18 protein-coding genes and 1 pseudogene are annotated in these 20,324 nt (G+C 68.4%); 3 read left to right on the top strand and 16 right to left on the bottom strand.

All coding sequences use genetic code 11. The features are described 5' to 3' along the window. Position 1: 1 nt before the first annotated feature. Positions 2–3,064 (top strand): type I restriction endonuclease subunit R, encoded by a 3,063-nt coding sequence (locus AC07EQ_RS34000; RefSeq protein WP_478391925.1) that lies wholly within the window; start codon positions 2–4, stop codon positions 3,062–3,064. A gap of 705 nt (positions 3,065–3,769) precedes the next feature. Here the strand turns inward: AC07EQ_RS34000 and AC07EQ_RS33995 are convergent. The 6 genes and pseudogenes from AC07EQ_RS33995 to AC07EQ_RS33970 all read right to left on the bottom strand — a co-directional run bounded on the left by AC07EQ_RS33995 (position 3,770) and on the right by AC07EQ_RS33970 (position 6,864). After that, complete coding sequence (locus AC07EQ_RS33995) at positions 3,770–3,991, bottom strand: hypothetical protein (protein WP_478391924.1); 222 nt, start codon at positions 3,989–3,991, stop codon at positions 3,770–3,772. Positions 3,992–4,054: 63 nt separating this feature from the next. Further along, positions 4,055–4,369 (bottom strand): Fur family transcriptional regulator, encoded by a 315-nt coding sequence (locus AC07EQ_RS33990; protein WP_478391923.1) that lies wholly within the window; start codon positions 4,367–4,369, stop codon positions 4,055–4,057. A 138-nt stretch (positions 4,370–4,507) separates the two neighbouring features. Next, a complete protein-coding gene (locus tag AC07EQ_RS33985; protein WP_478391951.1) occupies positions 4,508–5,560 on the bottom strand; it encodes a WD40 repeat domain-containing protein in 1,053 nt (350 codons plus the stop codon). After that, positions 5,557–6,006 (bottom strand): CobW family GTP-binding protein, encoded by a 450-nt coding sequence (locus AC07EQ_RS33980; RefSeq protein ID WP_478391922.1) that lies wholly within the window; start codon positions 6,004–6,006, stop codon positions 5,557–5,559. Before AC07EQ_RS33980 ends, AC07EQ_RS33985 begins: the two co-directional genes overlap by 4 nt. Positions 6,007–6,106: 100 nt before the next feature. Continuing rightward, positions 6,107–6,565, bottom strand: a pseudogene (locus tag AC07EQ_RS33975) (CobW family GTP-binding protein); the annotation flags it as partial. Next, on the bottom strand, positions 6,562–6,864 hold the full coding sequence (locus tag AC07EQ_RS33970) for a hypothetical protein (protein ID WP_478391921.1): 303 nt from the start codon (positions 6,862–6,864) through the stop codon (positions 6,562–6,564). The gene AC07EQ_RS33970 and the pseudogene AC07EQ_RS33975, both read right to left, overlap by 4 nt. Before the next feature lie 229 nt (positions 6,865–7,093). Here AC07EQ_RS33970 and AC07EQ_RS33965 point away from each other — a divergent pair, with 229 nt between their 5' ends. Continuing rightward, complete coding sequence (locus AC07EQ_RS33965) at positions 7,094–7,933, top strand: metal ABC transporter solute-binding protein, Zn/Mn family (RefSeq protein ID WP_478391920.1); 840 nt, start codon at positions 7,094–7,096, stop codon at positions 7,931–7,933. A gap of 38 nt (positions 7,934–7,971) precedes the next feature. On the opposite strand, the gene AC07EQ_RS33960 is transcribed toward AC07EQ_RS33965, so the two are convergent. The 3 genes from AC07EQ_RS33960 to AC07EQ_RS33950 are packed head-to-tail and all read right to left on the bottom strand — an operon-like array spanning position 7,972 to position 10,286. After that, a complete protein-coding gene (locus tag AC07EQ_RS33960; protein ID WP_478391919.1) occupies positions 7,972–8,706 on the bottom strand; it encodes a class I SAM-dependent methyltransferase in 735 nt (244 codons plus the stop codon). A gap of 36 nt (positions 8,707–8,742) precedes the next feature. After that, positions 8,743–9,156, bottom strand: coding sequence for a hypothetical protein (locus tag AC07EQ_RS33955; RefSeq protein ID WP_478391918.1), 414 nt, complete (start codon positions 9,154–9,156; stop codon positions 8,743–8,745). Between the two features lie 44 nt (positions 9,157–9,200). Next, the gene (locus tag AC07EQ_RS33950) at positions 9,201–10,286 is read right to left on the bottom strand and encodes a saccharopine dehydrogenase NADP-binding domain-containing protein (protein WP_478391917.1); all 1,086 of its coding nucleotides are present in this window, start codon (positions 10,284–10,286) and stop codon (positions 9,201–9,203) included. A 71-nt stretch (positions 10,287–10,357) separates the two neighbouring features. On the opposite strand from AC07EQ_RS33950, the gene AC07EQ_RS33945 reads away from it, so the two are divergent. Then, on the top strand, positions 10,358–11,272 hold the full coding sequence (locus AC07EQ_RS33945) for an NAD(P)/FAD-dependent oxidoreductase (protein WP_478391916.1): 915 nt from the start codon (positions 10,358–10,360) through the stop codon (positions 11,270–11,272). A 68-nt stretch (positions 11,273–11,340) separates the two neighbouring features. Here AC07EQ_RS33945 and AC07EQ_RS33940 read toward each other — a convergent pair whose 3' ends face one another. From AC07EQ_RS33940 to AC07EQ_RS33910, 7 genes are read right to left on the bottom strand one after another with little or no spacing between them, the layout of a single operon-like run. Continuing rightward, positions 11,341–13,284, bottom strand: a complete 1,944-nt coding sequence (locus tag AC07EQ_RS33940) for a condensation domain-containing protein (RefSeq protein ID WP_478391915.1) — start codon at positions 13,282–13,284, stop codon at positions 11,341–11,343. Next, on the bottom strand, positions 13,281–14,420 hold the full coding sequence (locus AC07EQ_RS33935) for a class I SAM-dependent methyltransferase (protein WP_478391914.1): 1,140 nt from the start codon (positions 14,418–14,420) through the stop codon (positions 13,281–13,283). The genes AC07EQ_RS33940 and AC07EQ_RS33935 overlap by 4 nt, the downstream gene beginning before the upstream one ends. Next, the gene (locus AC07EQ_RS33930; RefSeq protein WP_478391913.1) at positions 14,410–15,750 is read right to left on the bottom strand and encodes a class I SAM-dependent methyltransferase; all 1,341 of its coding nucleotides are present in this window, start codon (positions 15,748–15,750) and stop codon (positions 14,410–14,412) included. The genes AC07EQ_RS33935 and AC07EQ_RS33930 overlap by 11 nt, the downstream gene beginning before the upstream one ends. Continuing rightward, positions 15,740–17,125, bottom strand: a complete 1,386-nt coding sequence (locus AC07EQ_RS33925; protein ID WP_478391912.1) for an ABC transporter ATP-binding protein — start codon at positions 17,123–17,125, stop codon at positions 15,740–15,742. The genes AC07EQ_RS33930 and AC07EQ_RS33925 overlap by 11 nt, the downstream gene beginning before the upstream one ends. Then, positions 17,122–17,895, bottom strand: a complete 774-nt coding sequence (locus AC07EQ_RS33920; protein ID WP_478391911.1) for an ABC transporter permease — start codon at positions 17,893–17,895, stop codon at positions 17,122–17,124. The genes AC07EQ_RS33925 and AC07EQ_RS33920 overlap by 4 nt, the downstream gene beginning before the upstream one ends. Then, entirely contained in the window at positions 17,892–18,809 is a 918-nt protein-coding gene (locus tag AC07EQ_RS33915; RefSeq protein WP_478391910.1) for an ABC transporter permease, read from the bottom strand. Before AC07EQ_RS33915 ends, AC07EQ_RS33920 begins: the two co-directional genes overlap by 4 nt. Continuing rightward, a complete protein-coding gene (locus tag AC07EQ_RS33910) occupies positions 18,806–20,311 on the bottom strand; it encodes an ABC transporter substrate-binding protein (protein WP_478391909.1) in 1,506 nt (501 codons plus the stop codon). The genes AC07EQ_RS33915 and AC07EQ_RS33910 overlap by 4 nt, the downstream gene beginning before the upstream one ends. Between the last annotated feature and the right edge of the window lie 13 nt (positions 20,312–20,324).

Here is a 20,324-nt window from a genome sequence, read left to right as displayed (position 1 = left end):
TATGGGCTTCACCGAGGCAAGCACGATCCAGACGTCGCTGCTGGAATGGGCGGAGGACGCGGGCTGGGAGCATTTCCCAGGTGCCGACCTGCCTCGGGATGAGCATGACGTCGTCATCGAGTCCTGGGCTCGTGAGGCTCTCCTCACCTTGAATCCGGATCTCGTCGATGACCCAGAGTCGGCCGACATGGTCCTGTTCGAGATCAACCAGGCGATCCTCGACGCACAGAACGGGCTTGTGGCGGCCAACGAGCGGCTCACTGTCATGTTGCGCGGTGATTACTCGTTCGTGACGGTCGACGGCAAGCATGTGCCGCGGCGGCTCATCGACTTCGAGGACCTCGATAACAACCGGCTGGTAGTTGCCGACGAGGTCACCATCACGGGGGCGGTGAAGCCGCGGCGCATGGACGTCGTCTACTACGTCAACGGCTTCCCACTCGTCGTGGTCGAGACGAAGACCCCGGTGAAGAAGCAGGTGTCGTGGGTCAACGCAGCGAAGGACCTCTACAGCACTTACGAGGCCGAGTACCCGCAGTTCTTCGCCACCAACGTCTTCAATGTCGCCACCGAAGGCCTTGACTTCCGCATGGCTCCTATCCGGTCCTACCCGGATCCGGACTCGGAAATCTGGGCGAAGTGGGGCTCAACCACGGACGACCCGAAGCTGACCGGGCCGGCCCGGGTCGAGCGCGCCGCTCGGCTGCTGCTCACGCCGCAGGTGATTTTTCCGATCCTGAAGGACTTCGCGATGTACCGGCACGCCCGGGATGCCTCCGAACAGGACGTGAAGTTCTTGCCGAGGTACCCGCAGTTCGAGGCCACCCTGGCGATCCACGCGAAGGTCCTTGCCGGCGGCCCCGGTGGGCTGATCTGGCATCATCAAGGCTCTGGGAAGACCGAATTGATGGCGTTCACCGCCTCGCGGCTCCTGCGTGATCGGAAGGTTGGCTCGCCGACCGTCATAGTGATCGCTGATCGGAAGGACCTCGTCCGGCAGACGGCAGAGATGTTCGAGACGGCCGGGATGCCACGCATGTCGGTGCCGGAGAACAAGCGGGAACTCTGGAAGATCCTGAAACGAGACGAGCCCGGGATCGTCATTACGACCGTCCACAAGTTCGCGGAGGCCGGTCACCTCAACGACCGGTCGAACGTCATCGTGCTGGTGGACGAGGCCCACCGCACCCAGGAGGGCAAGTTCGGCAAGGCCTGGCGCGCGGCCGTCCCGAACGCGAAGTTCTTCGGCGCGACCGGCACAGCGATCGAGGACAAAGATCGGTCCACCTTCAAGTTGTTCGGTGACCCGGACGACCCCGACCTCATCATGAGTCGCTACACGATGGAGCACTCCGTCGTCGACGGGTTCACCAAGCCGGTGATCGTCGAGGGGCGCTCCGTGGGCTTCGACCTGAAGAAGGAAGACCTGGACGAGGCGTTCGACGAACTGGCGGAGCAGGAAGACTTGGACGAGGGCGAGAAGGCCTACCTCTCTGGTAAGGCCTCCCACGCCGAGACCGTCCTCTCCAACCCGGAGCGGATTGCGGCCATCTGCGCCGACATCGTCGAGCACTACCTGAAGTACGTCGCGCCGCTCGGTCAGAAGGCCCAGGTAGTCGCCTACAACCAGCGGCTCGTTGTCGCCTATGCGAAGGCCATCGAGTCGGAGTTGAAGCGTCGCGGCGCGGTCACTCGGATGCCCGACGGACAGGAACGTGAGGTCGGCGTCGTGATGCACGTCGTCGACTCCAAGAACACCCCCGCGGAGTTGAAGCAGCACCTGCTTACCGATGAGCAGGAGGAGAAGCTGAAGCGACGCTTTAAGAAGGTCGACGACCCGCTTTGCTTCGTCGTTGTCACCGCGAAGTGGATGACCGGTTTCAACGCTCCCATCGAGGGCGTGCTGTACCTCGACAAGCCGCTGAAGGCGGCGAACCTGTTCCAGACGATCACCCGGCCCAACCGCCCGTGGAAGAACCCCCTCACCGGGCAGCGGAAGGACTATGGCCGCGTCGTCGACTACATCGGCCTGGCCAAGGCGATCGGCGAATCGCTGGTCGGCCCAAAACCGAAGTCCGGCGAGCCGGATGAACTCCATGTCGTCGACGTCTCGCAGTTGGTCGCCAAGTTCATGGGCGACTTGACCAAGCTCGACGCGATGTTCACGGGCATCGACAAGACCGACTCCGGCTTCGCCTCCCTGGCGGAGGCGCACGAGCGGATTAAGGAGGGCACTCCGCAGCGTGACGCGTTCGTCGAGGGATTCGTCTCGATCCAGACGATATGGGAGTTCCTCGACCCGAACCCGATGCTGGCCCCGTTCAAGGGCGCCTACTACTGGTTGGCGAAGGTGTATGAGTCGATCCGTCCTAAGGACGTGTCCAAGGCGTTCCTGTGGGAGCGGCTCGGTACGAAGACCCGGAACCTCATCCACGGTCACATGAGCAACGTGACCGTACGTGCGAACCCGACTAAGAACGTCACGCTCGACGCGGCCGGCCTCGAACTGATCAAGAAGATCGCCGAGGAGTTGAAGGTTCCCGACATCGAGTCGCAGGACACGAAGCCGGGCGGCGTCTACCAGGAAGTCCTGGACAGCATTGAGAGCCGTCTGAAGCGCCGCCTGGAAGAGTCCGACAGCCCGGTCTACCAAAGCCTCGCCACACGCATCGAGAAGTTACGTGAGAAGGCGATCACCAGCGTCGCGGAGTCCCTCGCGTTCCTCGAACAGGCGTTGCAGATCGCTCAGGACGTTGTCGCGGCCGACCGGGCGGCTGAGGAGGGCCGCCTGGAGGAATTGGAGCCACTCGCCGACCCGAAGCGCGGCGCGCTCACACAGATCGTCGAGGAGAACACCCCTCCGGGCCTCCACAAGATCGTGCCGGACATCGTCTTCAGGATCGATTCGATCGTCCTCAAGGTCGCCTATACCGGATGGACCGAGAGCGACGCCGGAGACAAGAAAGTCCGCAAGGAACTGCGGGCCGCCTTGAAGAACTTCGGACTCCCCGTGACGGGCGAGTTGTTCGACAAAACGTACGAGTACGTTCGGGAGAACTACTGACCGCGCTGGCGCGAGCGGGAACGTGAACAGGCCAACCTTGCGCGCTGCTGCGGCAGTCAACGGTCCTGGCGGGTCTGGCTGGCCGTGGCTCGGGAGTCTGGTCGCCGATGTCGCGGTGGGAGCGGCAACTTGGGAGGATATTGGGAGGATCGATGCGCGGTGAACTGCATCGAACCGCATTGAACCGTTCACAACGGAACCACCCCGACCTGCGGGTTCTCTGTTTTCGCAGGTCGGGGCGATGCAGGGCGCTACCTTTTTTTTTTGACACGGTAGAGGTCACTGGTTCAATCCCAGTATCGCGCACCATCTATATACGCAGCTCACAGCCCCTACGGTGGTCATCACCGGCAGGGGCTGTGTTGCGTATGAGGTCTCGCGACGGTGACATGACTGTGGCGTACGCACCGATTTGGACATGACGTGTTGTCGATGACGGCGGTCCTGGAGTGACGCTGTGGTCGCGCGGTGCCCGATGATCGCTTGGGTGAGGGCATGACCTGCGGTTTTGTTTGCCGTAGGTCTGTATTCACCGGGGCAGTGCGGGGCTTGAGGGCGGGGCGTCACTTGGTGCAGAAGTGATCGTTTGACCGTGAGCTGACCAGTTGGCGCGCCACCGGGTACGGCTGCCTCGTGGTTGCGATCTCGCTGTCGGTTCGAAATTGCGTGGTTCTGTCACTTGTCTTTCGGCGTTGCATTTGTCGGCTACATCGCTCTCGCCGCGGTCTCGATGACGCTGGTGACGAGGTCGATGGTCGCTGGGTGGTGTGGTGCACCGAGCACCTCTGCTGGGCTCCCGGTCTCCCCGAGTTGGCCTCCCGACATGACGAGCACCTGATCGGCGTGTTTGGCGACCAGGTTTACGTCGTGGGTGATGAGCAGGATTGAGAGGTCGAGCTCGCTGCGCAGGATGTCGAGCAGATCCATTACTGCGGCTTCGGTGGATGTGTCGATACACGGTGCGGGCAATGTGGTTCGAACGGCGACGAGCTACCTTCGGCATTCGCCGCAGAGTCCGTTGATTTCTACTGTGAGCTGCGGGTTGAGGAAGCCGTGCTCTGCAGCGATGCGGTTTGCCCACTCCTCGACGAAGGTCATGGGAACGAACTTCTGCCGATGGCAGTCGTGGCCGGCGACCACGAAGGCGTGCAAGGCGCGGTAGACGGTGGTTGCGCCGACCTGGTGGCCTGCTGCCCGCATGGCGTGGTGCAGCTCTTGGGCACTGGTGAGCCCGTTGATGTCCGCCAGGGCGCGAAGGATGATGCGCCGCTGCCGGGTTTCGTGGCGGTTGGCTGAGTTGTTCATGGGCGGCTCCACCTGAACGGGCAACCGCTGCCCGGTTTTTCTTGAAAAGCTCGGCGGGTGAGTGCGGTGGAGAGGTGCAGGGGTGGAAACGCCTCTCCACCGCGTTCGCGGGTTCGGGTGGCCGACCGGGCCCGCGAGTCAGGTGACGGTCAGGGCGTCGATACGTCCGGAGCGTCGTGCGATGTAAGCGGTCGGGGCGACGGTGAGAGAGCCGCGACTGGTGGTGATCGCGGTGACTGGGTCTTCGTCGCGGACGCCGCCGGTGGGGCGGAGTTCGTCTCCCGGTTTCGTAGCACCGGGGATCCGCCACACCAGCACGTTGCCGTCTTGGTCGCCGCTGATGAGGGTCTGCCGGTGGCCTGGTGCCCAGGCGAAGGCGGACACGGCGGCTTGATGCCCGGTGAGGACCATGCCGGCGCGGCCGGTGGGTCCGGGGCCGGAGAAGTCCCAGCAGGTGAGGACTTCGGCTGATTCGCAGGCCATCCAGCGGCCGCCGTCCTCGAAGGCCAGGTGTGAGATGGTGGCAGGGAAGTCGGACATCTGGAAGTCCGATGCGTCGTCGATTTTCCAGCCGTGCAGGGTGGCGTCCTGGCTGCCGCCGACCACCCAGCGGCCGTTCGGCGCGGCGGCCAGCCCCGAAATGGCGCCCGGTGCCTCCAAAGTGTTGGTGATCCGGTCGGTCTCGGGTTCGAAGATGGTCACGCCTTGGTAGGACGACGCTGCTACGCGCCGTTGCCCCCGTGGCCAGAGCACGTTGGTGACGGTGCTGGACAGCGGGGCGGAGCTCCAGCGGGTCGCGCCATCGCGGTCCAGGATCCGCACCCTTCTGCCGTCGGCGACTGCCAGGTACTTGGATTTCTTGTCCCACGCCGCCGAGGCCGACCATCCGGCTGCCTCGCTGCGCAGCAGCTCGCCGTCGGTGGCGTTCCAGAGTCGTCGGCTTGCCACGCCCAGTGCGGCGATCCGGGTGCCGTCCGGGCTTGCGGCGACGGTTAGCAAGGCGTCGTCGAGATCCCGTTCGTAGTGCGGGGAGCCGTCCGGGTCGATGACGTGCACCGCACCTTCGGATCCGCCGACCACCACGGCACCAGGGTGCCTGTTTCCTGCGGGCAGGACGTTGAGGGCGACGACGGGTTCGCCCGTGTCGGCCTGCCAGCGGGGCTGCAGTGAGTTGTTCTCGAGGGTTTTCACGCTGTGGCCTCCGCGGTCGCCGGTTCCAGGCAGGCGCGGAATTCGCGCTCGAGTTGGTCGCGGTCGAGGTTGCGGCCGATGAACACCATTTTGTTCCGCCGTGGCTCGTCGTCGCGCCAGGGTGCGCCGAGGTCGCCGTCGTGGAGCATGTGCACGCCCTGGAAGACGTAGCGCTGGTCGGTTCCGGCGAGGTTGAGGATTCCCTTGCTGCGGAACACGTCGGTGCCACGTTCGCCGAGCAGCGTGCCGAGCCATTTGTTGAGGCGTTCGACGTTGACCGCGCCGTCGGTCTCGATGCCGACGCTGGTCACGGTGAGGTCGTGCTGGTGGTCGGTGTCGTCGAGAAACTCCGGTTCCTCGGCCAGGATTGCGTCCAGGTCGAACGCCCGCACGTCGAGGATCTCGTCGAGGTCGACGTCGCCGCGCTGGGTGGGCAGGATCCGCACGCCGGCGTTGATGCGGTGGATGCGCCGCCGGACCCGCGATCTCGTCCGCGTCGACCAGGTCGGTCTTGTTGAGCACCACGCGGTCGGCGAAAGCGAGCTGCTCGACGGCCTCGTTCTCGGTGCCTTCGGGTTTGTCGTCGTCGAGCTGCTGGATGATGTGCTTGGCGTCGACGACGGTCACGATCGCGTCCAGGCGCAGCTGGGCGCGCAGGGTGTCGTCGACGAAGAAGGTCTGCGCGACCGGGGCGGGGTCGGCGAGGCCGGTGGTCTCGATGAGGATGGCGTCGAATCGGTCTTTGCGCTTGAGCAGCGCGCCGAGGATGCGGATCAGGTCGCCGCGGACGGTGCAGCAGATGCAGCCGTTGTTCATCTCGAAGACTTCTTCTTCGGCGTCGAGCACCAGGCCGTCGTCGATGCCGACCTCGCCGAACTCGTTCTCGATCACGGCGATGCGCATGCCGTGGTTCTCGGTGAGGATCCGGTTGAGCAGGGTGGTCTTGCCTGATCCGAGGAATCCGGTCAGCACCGTCACCGACACCCGGTTGTCGGTTTCGCTCATCGCGATGCGTTCTCCCCTTCAGGTCGGTTGGTCAGGAGCGCCTGGACGGCCTCGTCGTCCACTTCGGACACTCGGGCGTGGATCGTCCAGCGCCGCGGTGGCTCGTCGAGCACGGCGATCTTCGTCTCGATCGGCAGGCATCCGGGCTCGGCGCAAGCGAGTTCCTGCACCGTCACGGCCGCGTTGACGGGCAAGCTGAGGGTGGCGCGCGCCAGTTCGGCGATCTCGCCCGCGCGGTCGGCGCGGCCGGGGTCGGGACGGTTCGACCGGCCGAGCAGGCGGCTCAACGCTTCGTTCATCGCACCTCGCAGACGTCAGGACTCCTGACCTAGATGATAACGACAATCATTTTCGAATATGCTCCTGGGGATTCGTGACTTCCAGGGGAGGAACTTGATGACGTGCAGTGCAGGCCGCAGGTCCGGGGTGGCTGTGGCCGCCGCAGGGCTCGGCGCGGTGGCTCTGGTGGTGGCCGGATGTGGTTCGGTCCGGTCGGAACCTCGTGCGGGTGAGGGCAGGATTGAGGTCGTGACCTCGACAAACGTCTGGGGGAGTGTTGTGCAGGAGATCGGCGGCGACGCCGTCGACGTGCGTCCGTTGATCAGCAACCCGGTCGTCAACCCGCACACCTACGAAAGCGTCCCGGAGGACGCGGCCAAGATCGCCGAAGCAGATCTGGTGGTGTTCAACGGAGGCGGCTACGACGAGTTCGTCGAGAAGGTCTTGGCTGCTGCGCCGCGGGCCAAGCCGACGGTCGAAGCTTCTGCGCTCGCCGACGAGTCGCAGCAGCACGTGCCGGAGCCCCAGGCGGTCGAGGGGCACGGCCATTCCCACGACCACTCGGTCAACGAGCACTTCTGGTACGACTTCCACGCCGTCGACGCAGTTGCCGACCGGATCGCAGCCGACCTTGGCGAGCTGCATCCCGCGAGGGCGCAGGAATTCGTCGCCAATGCGGAGCGGTTCCGCGCGGGTGTCGGGCGGCTTGCGGATCAGGCGCGGCAGATCGCGGCGGCGCGACCGGGTGCCGAGGTGGTGGCGACCGAGCCCGTCGCGTTCTACCTGCTCGAGGAGTCCGGGCTCAGCGACATCACGCCGGACAGCTTCGTCGATGCGGTGGAGGCCGGCAATGATCCGCCTGTCGCTGCTGTCGCGGAGATCCAGGACGCGCTCGATGCGCGGCGAGCCTCGGCGTTGGTGTTCAAGCCGCAGACGGAAGGTCCGGTGACCGCGCAACTGCGTGTTCGCGCCGAGCAACTGGGCATCCCGGTGGTCTCGATGACGGAGACCCTTCCTGTGGGCCAGGGCTATCTGCAGTGGATGGGTGCCCAGATCGACGCGCTCCGCCGCGCGGAGGGCCTGGCGTGAGCGGGGCCGGGGGCGGGGCGGCGCCCTGCTCCTGGCGGTCAGGCCTGCGTTCGGGTGATGGCGAACATGTCGAGTTCTGCCGGCTCTAGGCGGTGTAGGCGGAGACCTGCTTGTGCGAGTTCGTCGCGGAGCAGCGGTTCGCTGACCAAGTGCCAGGTGTAGCTCAGCGTCCGCTCGTCGACGACGTCGTCACCCTGGTAGGTGCGATAGGTCATGTGCCAGGTCAGCGTCCTGTCGCCGGCGGGTTCGGCGCGTGCTCGGCCCTCGTACCGGCGACGTCCGACATGCCTTGTTGCCGCCACCGTTTCCGGAATCTCGATCGGCTCGGATGGAGGTTGGAGGTTGAGCACCGCCTGACCGCTGGGTGCGAGGCGTTCGGCGAGCAGTTCCCAGATCGCCAGGCGCTCGGTCGGGGAGAAGTGGCCGATGACGTTCATGGCGACCACTAGGCTCAGCTGATCGGGCAGGTCGCTATCGAGGAACCCTTCCGGTAGGACCGTTACCCGCTCGCGCAGCGTGTCGTGGGCGTTGACCTTGGCCAGCAGTGCCGCCCGCAGACCGGTGGAGGGTTCCACTGCGAAGATCTCGGCCTCCGGCACCGCGTCCCCGATCACGAGAGTTCCGCAGCCGCTTCCGGCGCCGACGTCCACCACCGGCCCGGTGGCGGGGTTGGTCGTCTTGATCGCCTCGGCCAGTGCGGGGCCGAGGTCGTTCCAGAACGGGCTGATCAGGATGTCGATGAACTCAGCTGACTCGGCGTATTCGTCGATCACAGGACTCCTCGCTTCTCTGCTCGGGTGCGCGACGGTTCAGTTCTGGGTGGTGTGATGGGCGTTCTGGAGTCGCCGCAGGCGTTGGGGAAGTGCGTCAACGGCCAGCGGTGTGGTTTCCAGCCAGCGGGTCAACGCCGTGACGTCCTCGGCGGTTTCCACGGGGCCGACGAGGATGACAGGGCCCAGCGGCCTGCGGTTGCTGCTGGTGCACCGCTGCACCAGCACGACCTGCCCCGTTCCTTGCGATGCCGCGATCTTCCTGGTGCGGCACCACAGGCGGCCGAGCGGGCAGTTTGCGCGCACGAGCACTCCGTTGGGGGAGCGTCGAATCGTTTCCCGGAAGGCGTCGAGCAGCGTAGGCTCCGCGCTTTTCCCGCAGCTGTCGCAGAAGATGGCGGTGAACCCTTTCTGGGAGTTGTTTTCGGTGCTGCGGCGTGTTTTTCGCTCCATCACTGTCCCTGGATTCTGTTGGCCGCATCTGACAACCGTCGTTCTCAATTTCCTGCGGCTGGGGTGTGATCGAAAGCACTGCTGGTGCTGGTCGGGGTGTCGATGGTGAGCGAGTGGACGAGGGGGTCGTGGCGGAGGGCTTCGGCGGTGTCCGCCGGGTCCAGGACGCTGTCCGCGAAGTGCACTCCCGGGCCGAGCTTTTTCTGGAGGACGGCGTCGGCCGTCAACGCCGCCACCACGCCGCTGAGCTGGTAAGGATCGTCAGTGCGCAGGATCGCCGAAGATGCCCCGGTGCTCGCCGTGAGGACGTAGTACGGATCGCGCTCTCGCAGGTCGGAGGACGCCGCCTGGATCAGCATCTCGGCGTATTCGTCCCGGTGCTCGGGATCGTCCGCCCAGGCCATCGCCAGAGCGGTCGGAATGGCCTCAGAGGCGTAGGCGGTGTAGAAGCGCAGCTCTTCCACGCGGAGTTCGCCGGCCACTCGGACGCTCTCGGTCGGGAGGAACGGCATCGCGTCGACGGGTTTTGGGAAGCCGGGCAGCCGGATGCCGCGCCGCGGCGATAGGGCTCGCGAGACTACGGTGCCGCCTCGCCACTGGGCCAACGATTCCCCGAAGTCCGGTCCTTGCGCCAGGAGGATGTCCGCTGCGGAGGCCGGTGTCATGCGCACGGCGCCGCCGACGTTGATCTCCAGCCGATCTCCGGGACCTGCGATGAGCCGGGGGAGCAGCCCGGTCAGGCCTGGCATCAACCCGGCGGAGAAGACCGCTGCGCGGTCGCCGAAGGTCGAGCCGAGCGCACGGCGGGCGGGTACGTCGCCGGCGACGTCGACGTAGTGCGCGCCCGCGCGCAAAGCTGCCCGGGCGACGGTGTCGAGGATGCGGTAGGAGGGTCCAGCGCAGTTGAGGACCAGATCGGCGCCGGCGCAGAACCTGTTCAAGCTTTCCCGATCATCGATGTCTACATAGGACGTGTCGATGTCGTGGAGGTCGCTGAGTTGACTTCGGCCCCGCTCCGGGTTGCGTCCGCCGACGCGGATCCGGCCGTGGCCGGACTCGGCGAGCCGGCGGACGGCCGTTGCGCCGACCTCTCCGTAACCGCCCAGTGCGGCGATGAGCTGATCGGCCATCGTGCCCCTTTCGCAGATCCTGCGTAACAATGATAATCGTTTCCATTAGTTTCCGAACAGAGGGAGCAAGCGTGTTAGACGTGATCGTGATCGGCGGTGGGCCTGCCGGGCTCAGCGCCGCGCTCGTGCTGGGTCGACAGCGCCGCCGCGTGCTGGTCGCCGACGGCGGCCAGGTCCGAAACGCACCGGCCGACGAGATGCACATGTACCTCAGCCGGGACGGTTTCTCGCCGCACGAGCTGCTGTCGCTGGGGCGCGCGGAGCTCGCTGCCTACCCCGGCATCGAACTGCGGTCCGGCCAGGTCACCTCGGTTTCCGGTGGCATCGACGACTTCACCGTCGAATTCGCCGACGGAAGCCGGGAGCGGGCGCGCCGGTTGATCCTGGCGACCGGGCAGGTCGACGAGCCCTACGACGTCCCGGGAGTGCCGGAGCGCTTCGGCCGCAGCATCTTCCACTGTCCCTTCTGCCACGGCTGGGAGGCCACCGGCAAGACGCTGGCGGTGCTCGGCCGCGATGTCCCGCAGGTGATGCTCGGCCTGTACCTGGCCGATCGCTACAGCGACGACGTGGTCGTGGTGACCCACGGCCCGCACGAGCTGCCCGACGAGGTGATCGCCAAGCTGTCCGGCCGCGGGGTGGAGGTGCGCACCGAACCGCTGGCGAAGGTGACCGGCGAACTGGACGCGCTGCAGCTGCACTTCGCCGACGACTCGACGCTGGAACGGCAGGCCATGTTCCACCGCGCGCCGACCCGGCAGCGCGCTCCGTTCGCCGCCGATCTCGGGTGCGCGATCCTGGAGGACGGCTGTGTGCAGGTCGACGAGCTGCAGGCCACCACGGTCCCGGGTGTTTCCGCGGCTGGGGACATGGCTCGAGTCCCGGCGGTGCCGGACGCGCTGACGTTGGTCAGTCAGGCCGCTGCCGATGGTGTTCGTGCTGCGGTCTGGGTGGAACAGGGCCTGTTCCACACGAGCCTGGCCTGACCCCTGCCGTGAGTGCTTTGGGGTGCGATAACGCCCCAAAGTACTCACGGCATCCGTGGCGAAGCCGGTCAGCGGTTGCGCTCCGCGAGCGCGGCCAGGCCGGCGATCGTGGGGGTTTCGAGGAAGTCCCGGACCGGCGCGGTGATTCCGTCCCGGGCGAGTTTGCCGAGCACTCGGACTGCGAGCAAGGAATCACCGCCCAGAGCGAAGAAGTCGGCCGCGCGGTCCACTCCGCTGATCGCGAGCATTTCCTCCCACACTTCGGCGATCGTGCGTTCCAGGTCGGTTCGCGGTGCACCGGCCTCTTCGGTTCGGTCTTGGCGTTCGTACCGGCCGACGCGCAGATCCGTCGATTCCGGAGCGTCCGCCGCGGGTGGGAGCGCCACCGGGGCGTCCCAGCTACCCGGTTCGGCGAGCGTGCGGGCGATGCCGGTCAGCTCGCGGAACATCGCGTCCACCACGACAGTGTCGAAAAGCTCGTCCACCAGCGAGAACACCAGGAACATCTCGTCGCGCAGCTCGAACATCCGCACTTCCAGCGCGACCTGCGGGGTGCGCAGCTGCTGGTGGTGTTCGGCCATGTCGATGCGCCCCAGCGGACCGGCGGTGTCCGGCACGCGTTCGCCCATGGCCGCGTCCATCCCGAGGGTGCTCTGGAACACGATGGGCGCGACGGGGCGGTGCGTGCCGCGGCGGCGGCCCAGTTCCCGGGACACCTCGACGCCGCTGATCAGGTTGTGCGCCGCCGATTCGCTGAACCGGCGCTGGTTGTCGGCGGCCAGTCCGGCGAAGGTGGTGCCTTCGGCCAGCTCCACCGGGATGAGCATCGTCGAGGCGAACGCGCCGACGATGCGGTGCACGTCGGGGTGCAGTGGCAAGCGGTTGAGTTGCAAGGAGTTGAGCAGCATGTGGCGGTGTCCGGCCTGGCGGGCCAGCACGATCGCGTAGGCGGTGAACATCGCCGCGGACGGCGTCACCCCGTGCGCGGTGCACTGCTTGCGGAACGCTGCCCAGGTTTCGGCGTCCACAGTGGTCTGGCGGGTGCCCATGAGCTGCGGCCGTACCTCGCGCGGTTCGGCGACCAGCGGCAGGGCCGGTGGCAGCGGGAAGTCGTCGAGGCGGTCCCACCACCAGTCGCGGTGGGCTTCCCACGCGTCGGTGTCGGGCAGCGTCGACACCGAGGTGACGTAGTCGCCGTAATCGACCTCCAGCGGCGGCAGCATCGCGTTCCAGTCGGCCACCAGGGCGAACAGGTCGCGGTAGAAGACGTTCGACGACCAGCCGTCGATGATCAGCAGGCTGACCGCGGTGTGCAGCCGGGCGCGGTCGCCGGGCAGCAGCGTCAGGCGCATCTCCACGCCGGGGCCGCGAGCGGGATCCGGGCCGTTGGTGCTCATCTGAACCCGGGTGGCCGCCACCGCGGCGTCGGCTTCCTCGTCAGGCGCGTCTTGCAGGTCGATCACCTGGAGGGTGGGCACGGCATCGGGGTCGTCGGCGGCGAGGATGTGCTGCCGGCCCTCGGGTAGCACGCGAGCTCGCAGCGTCGGCTGGTGCTGCACGAGTCGGCGCAGTGCGTCCTGGAGCGCTTCCGGGGCCTCGTCCGGGTCGACGCCGGTGAGGCCGATGTCGACGTAGTGGTGCGCGGAGTCGTAGGACATTTCCCAGCCGTCTTGCTGGCCGACGAAGTAGCCCTGCTGCAGCGGCAGCAGCGGGAACGGTGCGAGCGGATCGAGGCGCCGGGTCACCTCGACGGGCAGTGCCCGGTCGCTGGATGTGCCGGCGCTGCGGCGGGCGACGAGGTCGGACAACTCGGCGAGGGTGATCTCCACCCGGACGTCGGACAGGGCGAGCGCCACGCCGAGTTTCCGGCGGACCAGGGCGGACATCCGCACGGCGAGCACGGAATCCCCGCCGAGGTTGAGGAAGCTCGACTCCGGCGCCACCTCGTCCAGGCCGAGCAGTTCGGCCCAGATCTCGGCCAGCACGGTGCTGATGTCGGGTTCGGCGGTCATGGTTGCTCCAGTTCGTCGGTTCGGGCGGCGAAGACGTGCTGGCCGAGGGTGGCGAGCGGGTGCGTCGGGGCGGGCAGGTCGAGCAGCGGCGTGTAGCCGGCGTCGGCCAGTTCGCCCAGCCACTCGTCGCGGGTGAGGAAGATGCGGTCGGTACCGGCCCGCACGTCGGTGGCGCCGGGCTGCGGTTCGCCGTCGCGCGGGGACATCAGGAACTGCATCGACGTCATGGCCTGGTAGTGCTCCCGGCACGACTCGATGACCACGAGCAGCCCGCCGGGGGCGAGCAGGTCCCGCAACCGCGCGAGCAGTCGTCCGATGTGGACGGAGTTGTGCAGGACGTTCGCGGCGAGCACGACATCGGCGGAGCCCGGTTGCACGGGTTGGTCCGCGTTGATGTCGAAGATCCCGTAGCGGAGCCGGTCGCCGAACCGCCGCCGTCCGGCGTCCAGGAAGAACTGGGAGACATCGGTGAACAGGTAGTCCACGGGCTCGCCGGCGAGCGCGGGCACGACGGCGGCGGTGGTCCCGCCGACACCGGCGCCGAGTTCCAGCACGCGGAGCGGGGCCGAAGCGCGTCGGCATTCTCCGCGCAGCAATTCGACCGCTGCCGCGTTGAGGTAGCAGTTGATGACGTTGTCCTTGTAGGCGCCTTCGGCGGTCGAGAGATCCCCGTCGGGGAACAAGAGCGTCTGCACCGCCACCTCGTCGCGGAGCAGGCGGGGGAGCTGCTCGATCGCCGAAACGAAGAACCGGGCCATCTCGGCGGGATATCCCAGGCCCTGGGCGGCTTCGGCCACCAGGGCGGTGGCCTCGGCCGCCTCGGACCGCTGCACAGCGCGCAGGTCGTGGACGAAGCCCGTGTCGTCGCGTTGCAGCAGGCCTTCTTCGTGCAGTGCGGTGAGCCAGCGGCGGAGGATCCAGCGGTGGCGGGGTGCGACGCGCAGCCGGTCGGCGATCTGGTCCCAGCGGTGGCGGATGCCCGGCCGGAACAGCCCGTTGCGGCCGAGGGTGCGGGCCATCGCCAACAGGGCGGCGTGGTCGAGCTGCCGCATGAAGCCGGGCAGTGCGGATGCGTCGACCTCGCGGATCGCGGCCTCTGCGGATCGAGCGAGGTCTTCCAAGGCGTCAGCAGGCATCTGCGCCTCCCGGCGCGACAGTGATCGGCACCGGAGCGTGGCCCGCGCGGCGCAGTTCCCGCCGGGCGACCTCGGCGAGCCTGCGGCGCACGAACCCGTGCAGCGGCTCGTGGGCCGCTCCCGGGCCGGGGATGTCCCGCACCGGCCGGGCGAGGGAGCTGGCGGGCGCGATGACCTCCAGCAGTCGCGGATCGGTCGGATCCAGGCAGACCACTGCGTCCAGATCGCCGATGGCCTGGTGCAGTTCGGCGGCGGTCGTGCCGGCATCGGGGGGGAGCAGCCGGTTGGGGATCTGCTCGATCCGTACCGGCGTCTCGTCGAGGCGGGCACGCAGGGCTGCGATCCTGTTGCCGGTGGGGAGATCCGGCCAGCGGATCACGGTCGGTTCAGCAGTCGGGGTGGCGTGGTCGATGTGGAGCACCGCGTCGAAGCGGTAGCGCGTCAGCTCGGTGTCGGCGCGCATGGTCTTGGCGAAGGCGGCGATCCGGACTTCGTGGCCGGCTTTGGCGGCCAAGCGGGCCAGCAGCGCCGGGTCGAAGAGCAGCTCTTCGTCGCGCTCGGCACGTTCGTCCAGTTCTGCGGTTGTGGCGGCGTCGTCGAGCCAGCGGTGGTGGTCGTGCAGCAGTCCGGCGTGGCGGACGTCGCCGATGACGACGCTGCCACCCGGCGCGACCATGCCGATCGCGTCGTGCACGACCGCACGCAGGTATTCGACGCTGGGGAAGCACTGCGTGACGGAGTTGAGCAGCACACAGTCGGGCTGAGCTCCGGGAAAGGCCGCTGCGATGGCCTCCTGCACTGGAGCGCTTCGCGCCTCGTGCGCGGCGGCCTGCACGATCCTGACGCCCTTCGGAGCTGATGCGGACAGTTTCCGCACGGCGTCAGCGGCTACGTCGGTGCCGACGTACGCGTCGACGTGTGGATGCAGGCGGTGCATGAGCATGCCTGTGCCGCAACCGAGTTCGAGCACCCGACGGGGTTTGTTGCGCAGCACGAGTTCGACGGTGTGGCGCAGCCAGTCGGTCATGTGCTCCACCGGGAACGGCTCGCCGGTGTCCGACGCCCGCCAACCCGACAAGTCCAGGTCGTCGGCATGTCGCCCGGAGGCCTGGGAGTAGGTCCAGTCGTAGACCTCGCTCCACTGGTCGAGGTGTTCGGTGAGCAGCCCGCCCGGCGTCGGTCGCACCGCGAGCGCCTCGCGGGCAGGAACGAGCCGCACGGCCTCGTCATCCACTTCGGCCGCAGCGATCCAGGGATGGGCGCTGAGGTGTTCGGCCGCTCGCCACAGCATGGCTGTGTCGTCTGCAGGCACGGTGTCGTCACCGGGCACGGGTTTCCTCCGATCTGTCGGAACTGGTGGGCGCCAGGCCGCGCTGGTGCAGCCGGAGCGTGCGGTCGGCGCGGTCGGCGATCGTCCGGTCGTGCGTGACCAGCAGGACGGCGAGACCGTCGGTGCGCAGCCGGTCGAGGAGATCGAGCACGTCGTGGGCCGTGGCATCGTCGAGCGCGGATGTGATCTCGTCGGCCAGGAGCACGTCGGGCTCGGCGGCGAGCGCCCGCGCGAGGGACACGCGTTGGCGTTGCCCGCCGGAGAGCTCGCGCGGAAAGCGTTTCGCGGCACCTTCGAGCCCCACCAAGCGCAGCAGGTCGTCGGCTCGTTTCCGAGCGTCGGCGGGAGAAACGTCGCGCAGCAGCTGCGCGGTTCGGGCGATTGCGGCGCCGACGCGGTGCGCCGGGTTGAGCGCGTTGGCGGGATCCTGCGCGATGAACTGCACAGCGCGCAACTGGGAGCGGGATCGGCGCTCGACTTGAGCCGGGAGCGGTTCGCCCAGCCACCGGACCTCGCCCGAATCCGGCACGTGCAACCCGGCCAACGCCCGCAGCATCGTGCTCTTGCCACAACCGGATGGCCCCAGCACGGCCACGAGCTCGTGCCGGTGGAGCTCGAAAGCACCGTTGTCGAGCAGCGTCGTGCCGCCTTGCGAGACCGTCAGCTCGGACGCCGAGAACACCGGTGCAGCCGATCTCCCCACGATCGTTCGGTCAGCGGTGGGCCTCGTCGCCTCCCCGAACGAGACGACGCGATCGCTCAGCCGGGACACGAAGTCCCGGTCGTGCGAGACCACCAGCGTCACCGAGCGTCCGTCGGCACGTCGGTTCGCAATCGCCCGCACGACCAGTTCGAGGGCGTCCGGATCCAGGCCGGCCGTCGGCTCGTCGAGCACCAGCAACTCCGGATCACCCACCAGCGCGCGGGCCAGGGCGACGCGTTGCGCCTGCCCACCGGAGAGCTGATGCGGACGCCGCCGCCACAGCCGGGCGCTGTCGAGCCCAAGATCATCGAGCGCGCGCTGGACCAGCTGCGCGTCTGGCGCGCCTTCGGCGACCAGGGAATGCACTCGTTGCAACGGGTTCAGCGCAGCGGCGGGATCTTGACCGACGATGCCCGCCACGGTTCGCCGCCAGCGCCGCGCAGCACTTCCAGGTGCGACCGTCCGGCCAGCCCAACGGACCGTGCCGCTCGCCCGGCGCAATCCTGCTGGCAAGGCGTCCAGCAACGCGTGCAGCAGCGTGGATTTCCCGCTGCCTGACGGGCCGACCACCGCGACGACCTCACCGGCGGCGGCGTGCAGCGAGACGTCCGAGATCACCGCACGTCCCCGCCGGTCGAGCACGGTCATCCCGTCGACTTCCAAGACGCTCATGCCGACCTCCTGCCGGCCAGCGCCGCCGCAGCGGCGACACCAGCGGTCACCACCGCCAAGACTGCGGCGGGGGCGATCACCCCTGCGGGGTTGAGCCCGGAACCGGGCAGATTCTCGCGGATCATCAGCGCCCAGTCGGCATCCGGTGGCTGGGCGCCGAAGCCGAGCAGGCTCAGCGCGGCGGCGACCTGCATCGCGACCACGAAGCGCATCCCGGCATCGGCCGATACCAGGCCGGCCATCGACGGCAGGACCTCCCGGACGAGGAGCACCGCACCGCGTTCGCCCCGGCACCGGGCCGCCTCGACGTACCCGGAGCGGCGGGAGAGCCGGGCGGCGTCGCGGACCACCCGCAGGGTCAGCGGAGTGCCGCCGCAGACGGTCGCGGCCACGACAGCCGCATCACCGGGCAGCGAAACGGCCAGCACCAGTGCGACGAGCAGCAGGGGAGTGGCGAGCAGCACGTCGGCCAGCGCGGTCAGCAGCCGGGAGGCCCGGCCGTCGGCCCAGCCGGCGAACAGACCTCCGGCGACACCTAGTGACGTCGCCAGCAGCGCGGCCAGCGTCGCGATCAGGACGAGGTCCCGGCCGCCGGAGAGCACCCGCGACAGCACATCCCGGCCGAGCCCATCGGTGCCGAGGAGCGCGCCTGAACCCGGAGGTGCGTGCGGCACGCCGATGATCTCGGTGGGACCGTGCGGAGCAAGCACCCCGCCCAGGAGAGCCATGCACACCACGGCGATCGACAAGCCGCAGATCGTCCGCTTCATCCGGTGCCGCCCTGAACCAGGTCGGCCAGCCACAGCCCGGCGAGCACGACCGCGGCACCGAGCACCGCCACGGCCTGAACGGTCGGCACATCACGGCTGGCGACCGAACTGACCAGCAGCTCGCCCAGGCCGTTGTAGCCGAAGACGGTCTCCACCACGGCAGCACCCGCGATCAGCCCACCAGCGATGATCGCGAGGATGCGCAGCAGCGGTGCGAGCAGCATCGGAAGGACGTGCCGCGCCGCAACGAGCCAGCACGGGACACCTCGCAGGACGGCATCGCCGACGTGAGGCAACTGCCGCACGTCGGCCACCGCTCCGGCGAGCACACCCGCGCCGTACGCCGCCGCCGGCAGAGCCAGGGACAGTGTCGGCAATACCAGGAGTTCTGGTTGCCGCCACGGCGACTGTCCAATGGGGAGCAGCGAAACCCTGGGCAGCCAATGGAGAAGGCCGGAGAACAGTGCGACCAGGGCTCCGGCGACCACGACCTGCGGCACACCGGCGGCAGCCGCGATCGCGCCGCTGGCCGGAGCCCGCAGGCGCGGTGCGCTGCCCGCCCACGCGACCAGCAGCATCAGCGGCACCGCCACCGCTAGCGCGAGACCGGTCAGCAGCAGCGTCGTGAGCAGTCGTTCGGCGATCAGATCCGACACCGGTCGGTCGCTGATCAGCGACCGACCGGCGTCCCCGCGCAGCAAACCAGCCAACCAGCGGCCGAAGCGCTGCCACACCGGATCATCCAGCCCGGCCTGCGCGCGCAGCCGGGCCAGCTCCGCATCGCTGGCCCGGCCGCGCGTCCTGGCCTGCGCCGCGTCACCGGGCAGCAGCTCGGTCGCGGCGAAGACCAGGACGGCGACCGCGAGCAGCAACAGGGAGCTGCGCGCGGTCGAGCGGAGCAGTGACGGGATCACGCGGCGTTGATCCGGACCTGGTCGATGAACAACCGCTGGAATCCCGGCCCCGTGGGCAGCCCCGTCACCTGCGGGCGCGCCAAGTCGAGGCCGTCGCCGGCGCCCCACACCAGGTAGCCGCCCTCATCGCGCACCTGCTGCTGCAACCGGCCCAGCTGTGCGCCACGCCCGGCTTCGTGGGGCGTGGCGAGGGCCGCGTCGAAGCCGCGGTCCCAATCCGGCCGGTGCCACGCGGTCTCGTTCGTCGGCGACGTCGACAGCAACGCCACCCGCGCCACGTCGAGGAACGGGATCCCGCCGAGGTAGCTGACGTAGAAGTCGGCCTGCGAATAGACCTGGGTCCAGTAGGTGTCCTGCGGTTCCACCTGCACTCGGACCCGGATGCCGGCGGCCTTGAGCTGGTCGGCGAGCAGCGTCGCGGCGGTGTCCATGCCCGGGTAGGCCGCCGTCGTCCGCAGCGTGAGGTCCAAGCCGCCCGCATGCCCGGCGTCGGCCAGCAGCTGTCGTGCCTGGTCGAGGTCGCGTTGCCGCTGCGGCGGTGCCGGGGCGGTCGGATCGGCAGGGGTGAGCAGGTCGTTGCCGATCGCGCCCTGGCCGAGGAAGACGGTGTCCACCAACTGCTTGCGGTCCACGGCGAGCTTGATCGCCTCGCGGACGCGGGGGTCATCGAACGGTGCCCGGTCCAGGCGCATGACCACCGGATACACCGTCACTGCCGGCCGGTGCACGACCTGCAGACCGTCCTGTTCGGACTGCCGTGCGGCCGCCGGGTTCACGCTGCCGGCCACATCGGCCTGCCCGGCCGCGACCGCGTCGGCCCGCGCTTGGGGGTCGGCGATCGCGCGGATCTCGATGCGCCGCAGCGGCGGGCGCGGCCCCCACCAGCGATCGTTGCGTTCCAGCACGGCGTTGGCGGCGTCGCCGCCGGCCATCCGGAACGGTCCGGAACCGGCGACCGGGTGGGCGAAGTCGGTGTTGCCCTCGGGCACCACGAAGGTCGCCGACTCCAGCGCCTTGCCGACTTCGGCGAAGGGCTTGTGCGTCGCCAGGCTCAGCGTGTGGTCGTCGACCGCAGTGGACGCGGCGAGGTCGAACATGGCCATCCGGCCGTAGTTCTCGGCGGCTTTGTCTTGCATCCGGCGCAGTGAGAACAGCACGTCGGCGGCCCGCACCGGCCGCCCGTCGGTGAAGGTCGCGTCCGGGCGCAGCGCGAGAGTCCAGCGGGTCAACGTCGGGTCCGACGTCCAGGAGGTCGCCAGCCGGGGCTGTGTGCTGCCGTCGCTGCCCGGCACGGTGAGCACGTCGTAGAGCAGAGCGAAGCGCATGGCGTCGGACTCGTTGCCGAGCCCGCCGTGCGGATCGTTGCTGGCCGCCGCCGGAGCGCCGACGGCCGCGTAGCGGAGCGTGTCGGTGCTCGTGCCCGGAGTGCTGCTGGCGGCGCAACCGGTGGCCACCAGTGCGGTGGCCAGGGCTGCGCCGAGGACGAACTGTCGTCGTTGCATCGAGGTCCTTCGT

The organism is Saccharopolyspora sp. NPDC045839 (assembly GCF_056431645.1).
Note: the sequence above shows the minus strand (reverse complement) of the source record. Positions and strands in the feature narration are given on the sequence as shown.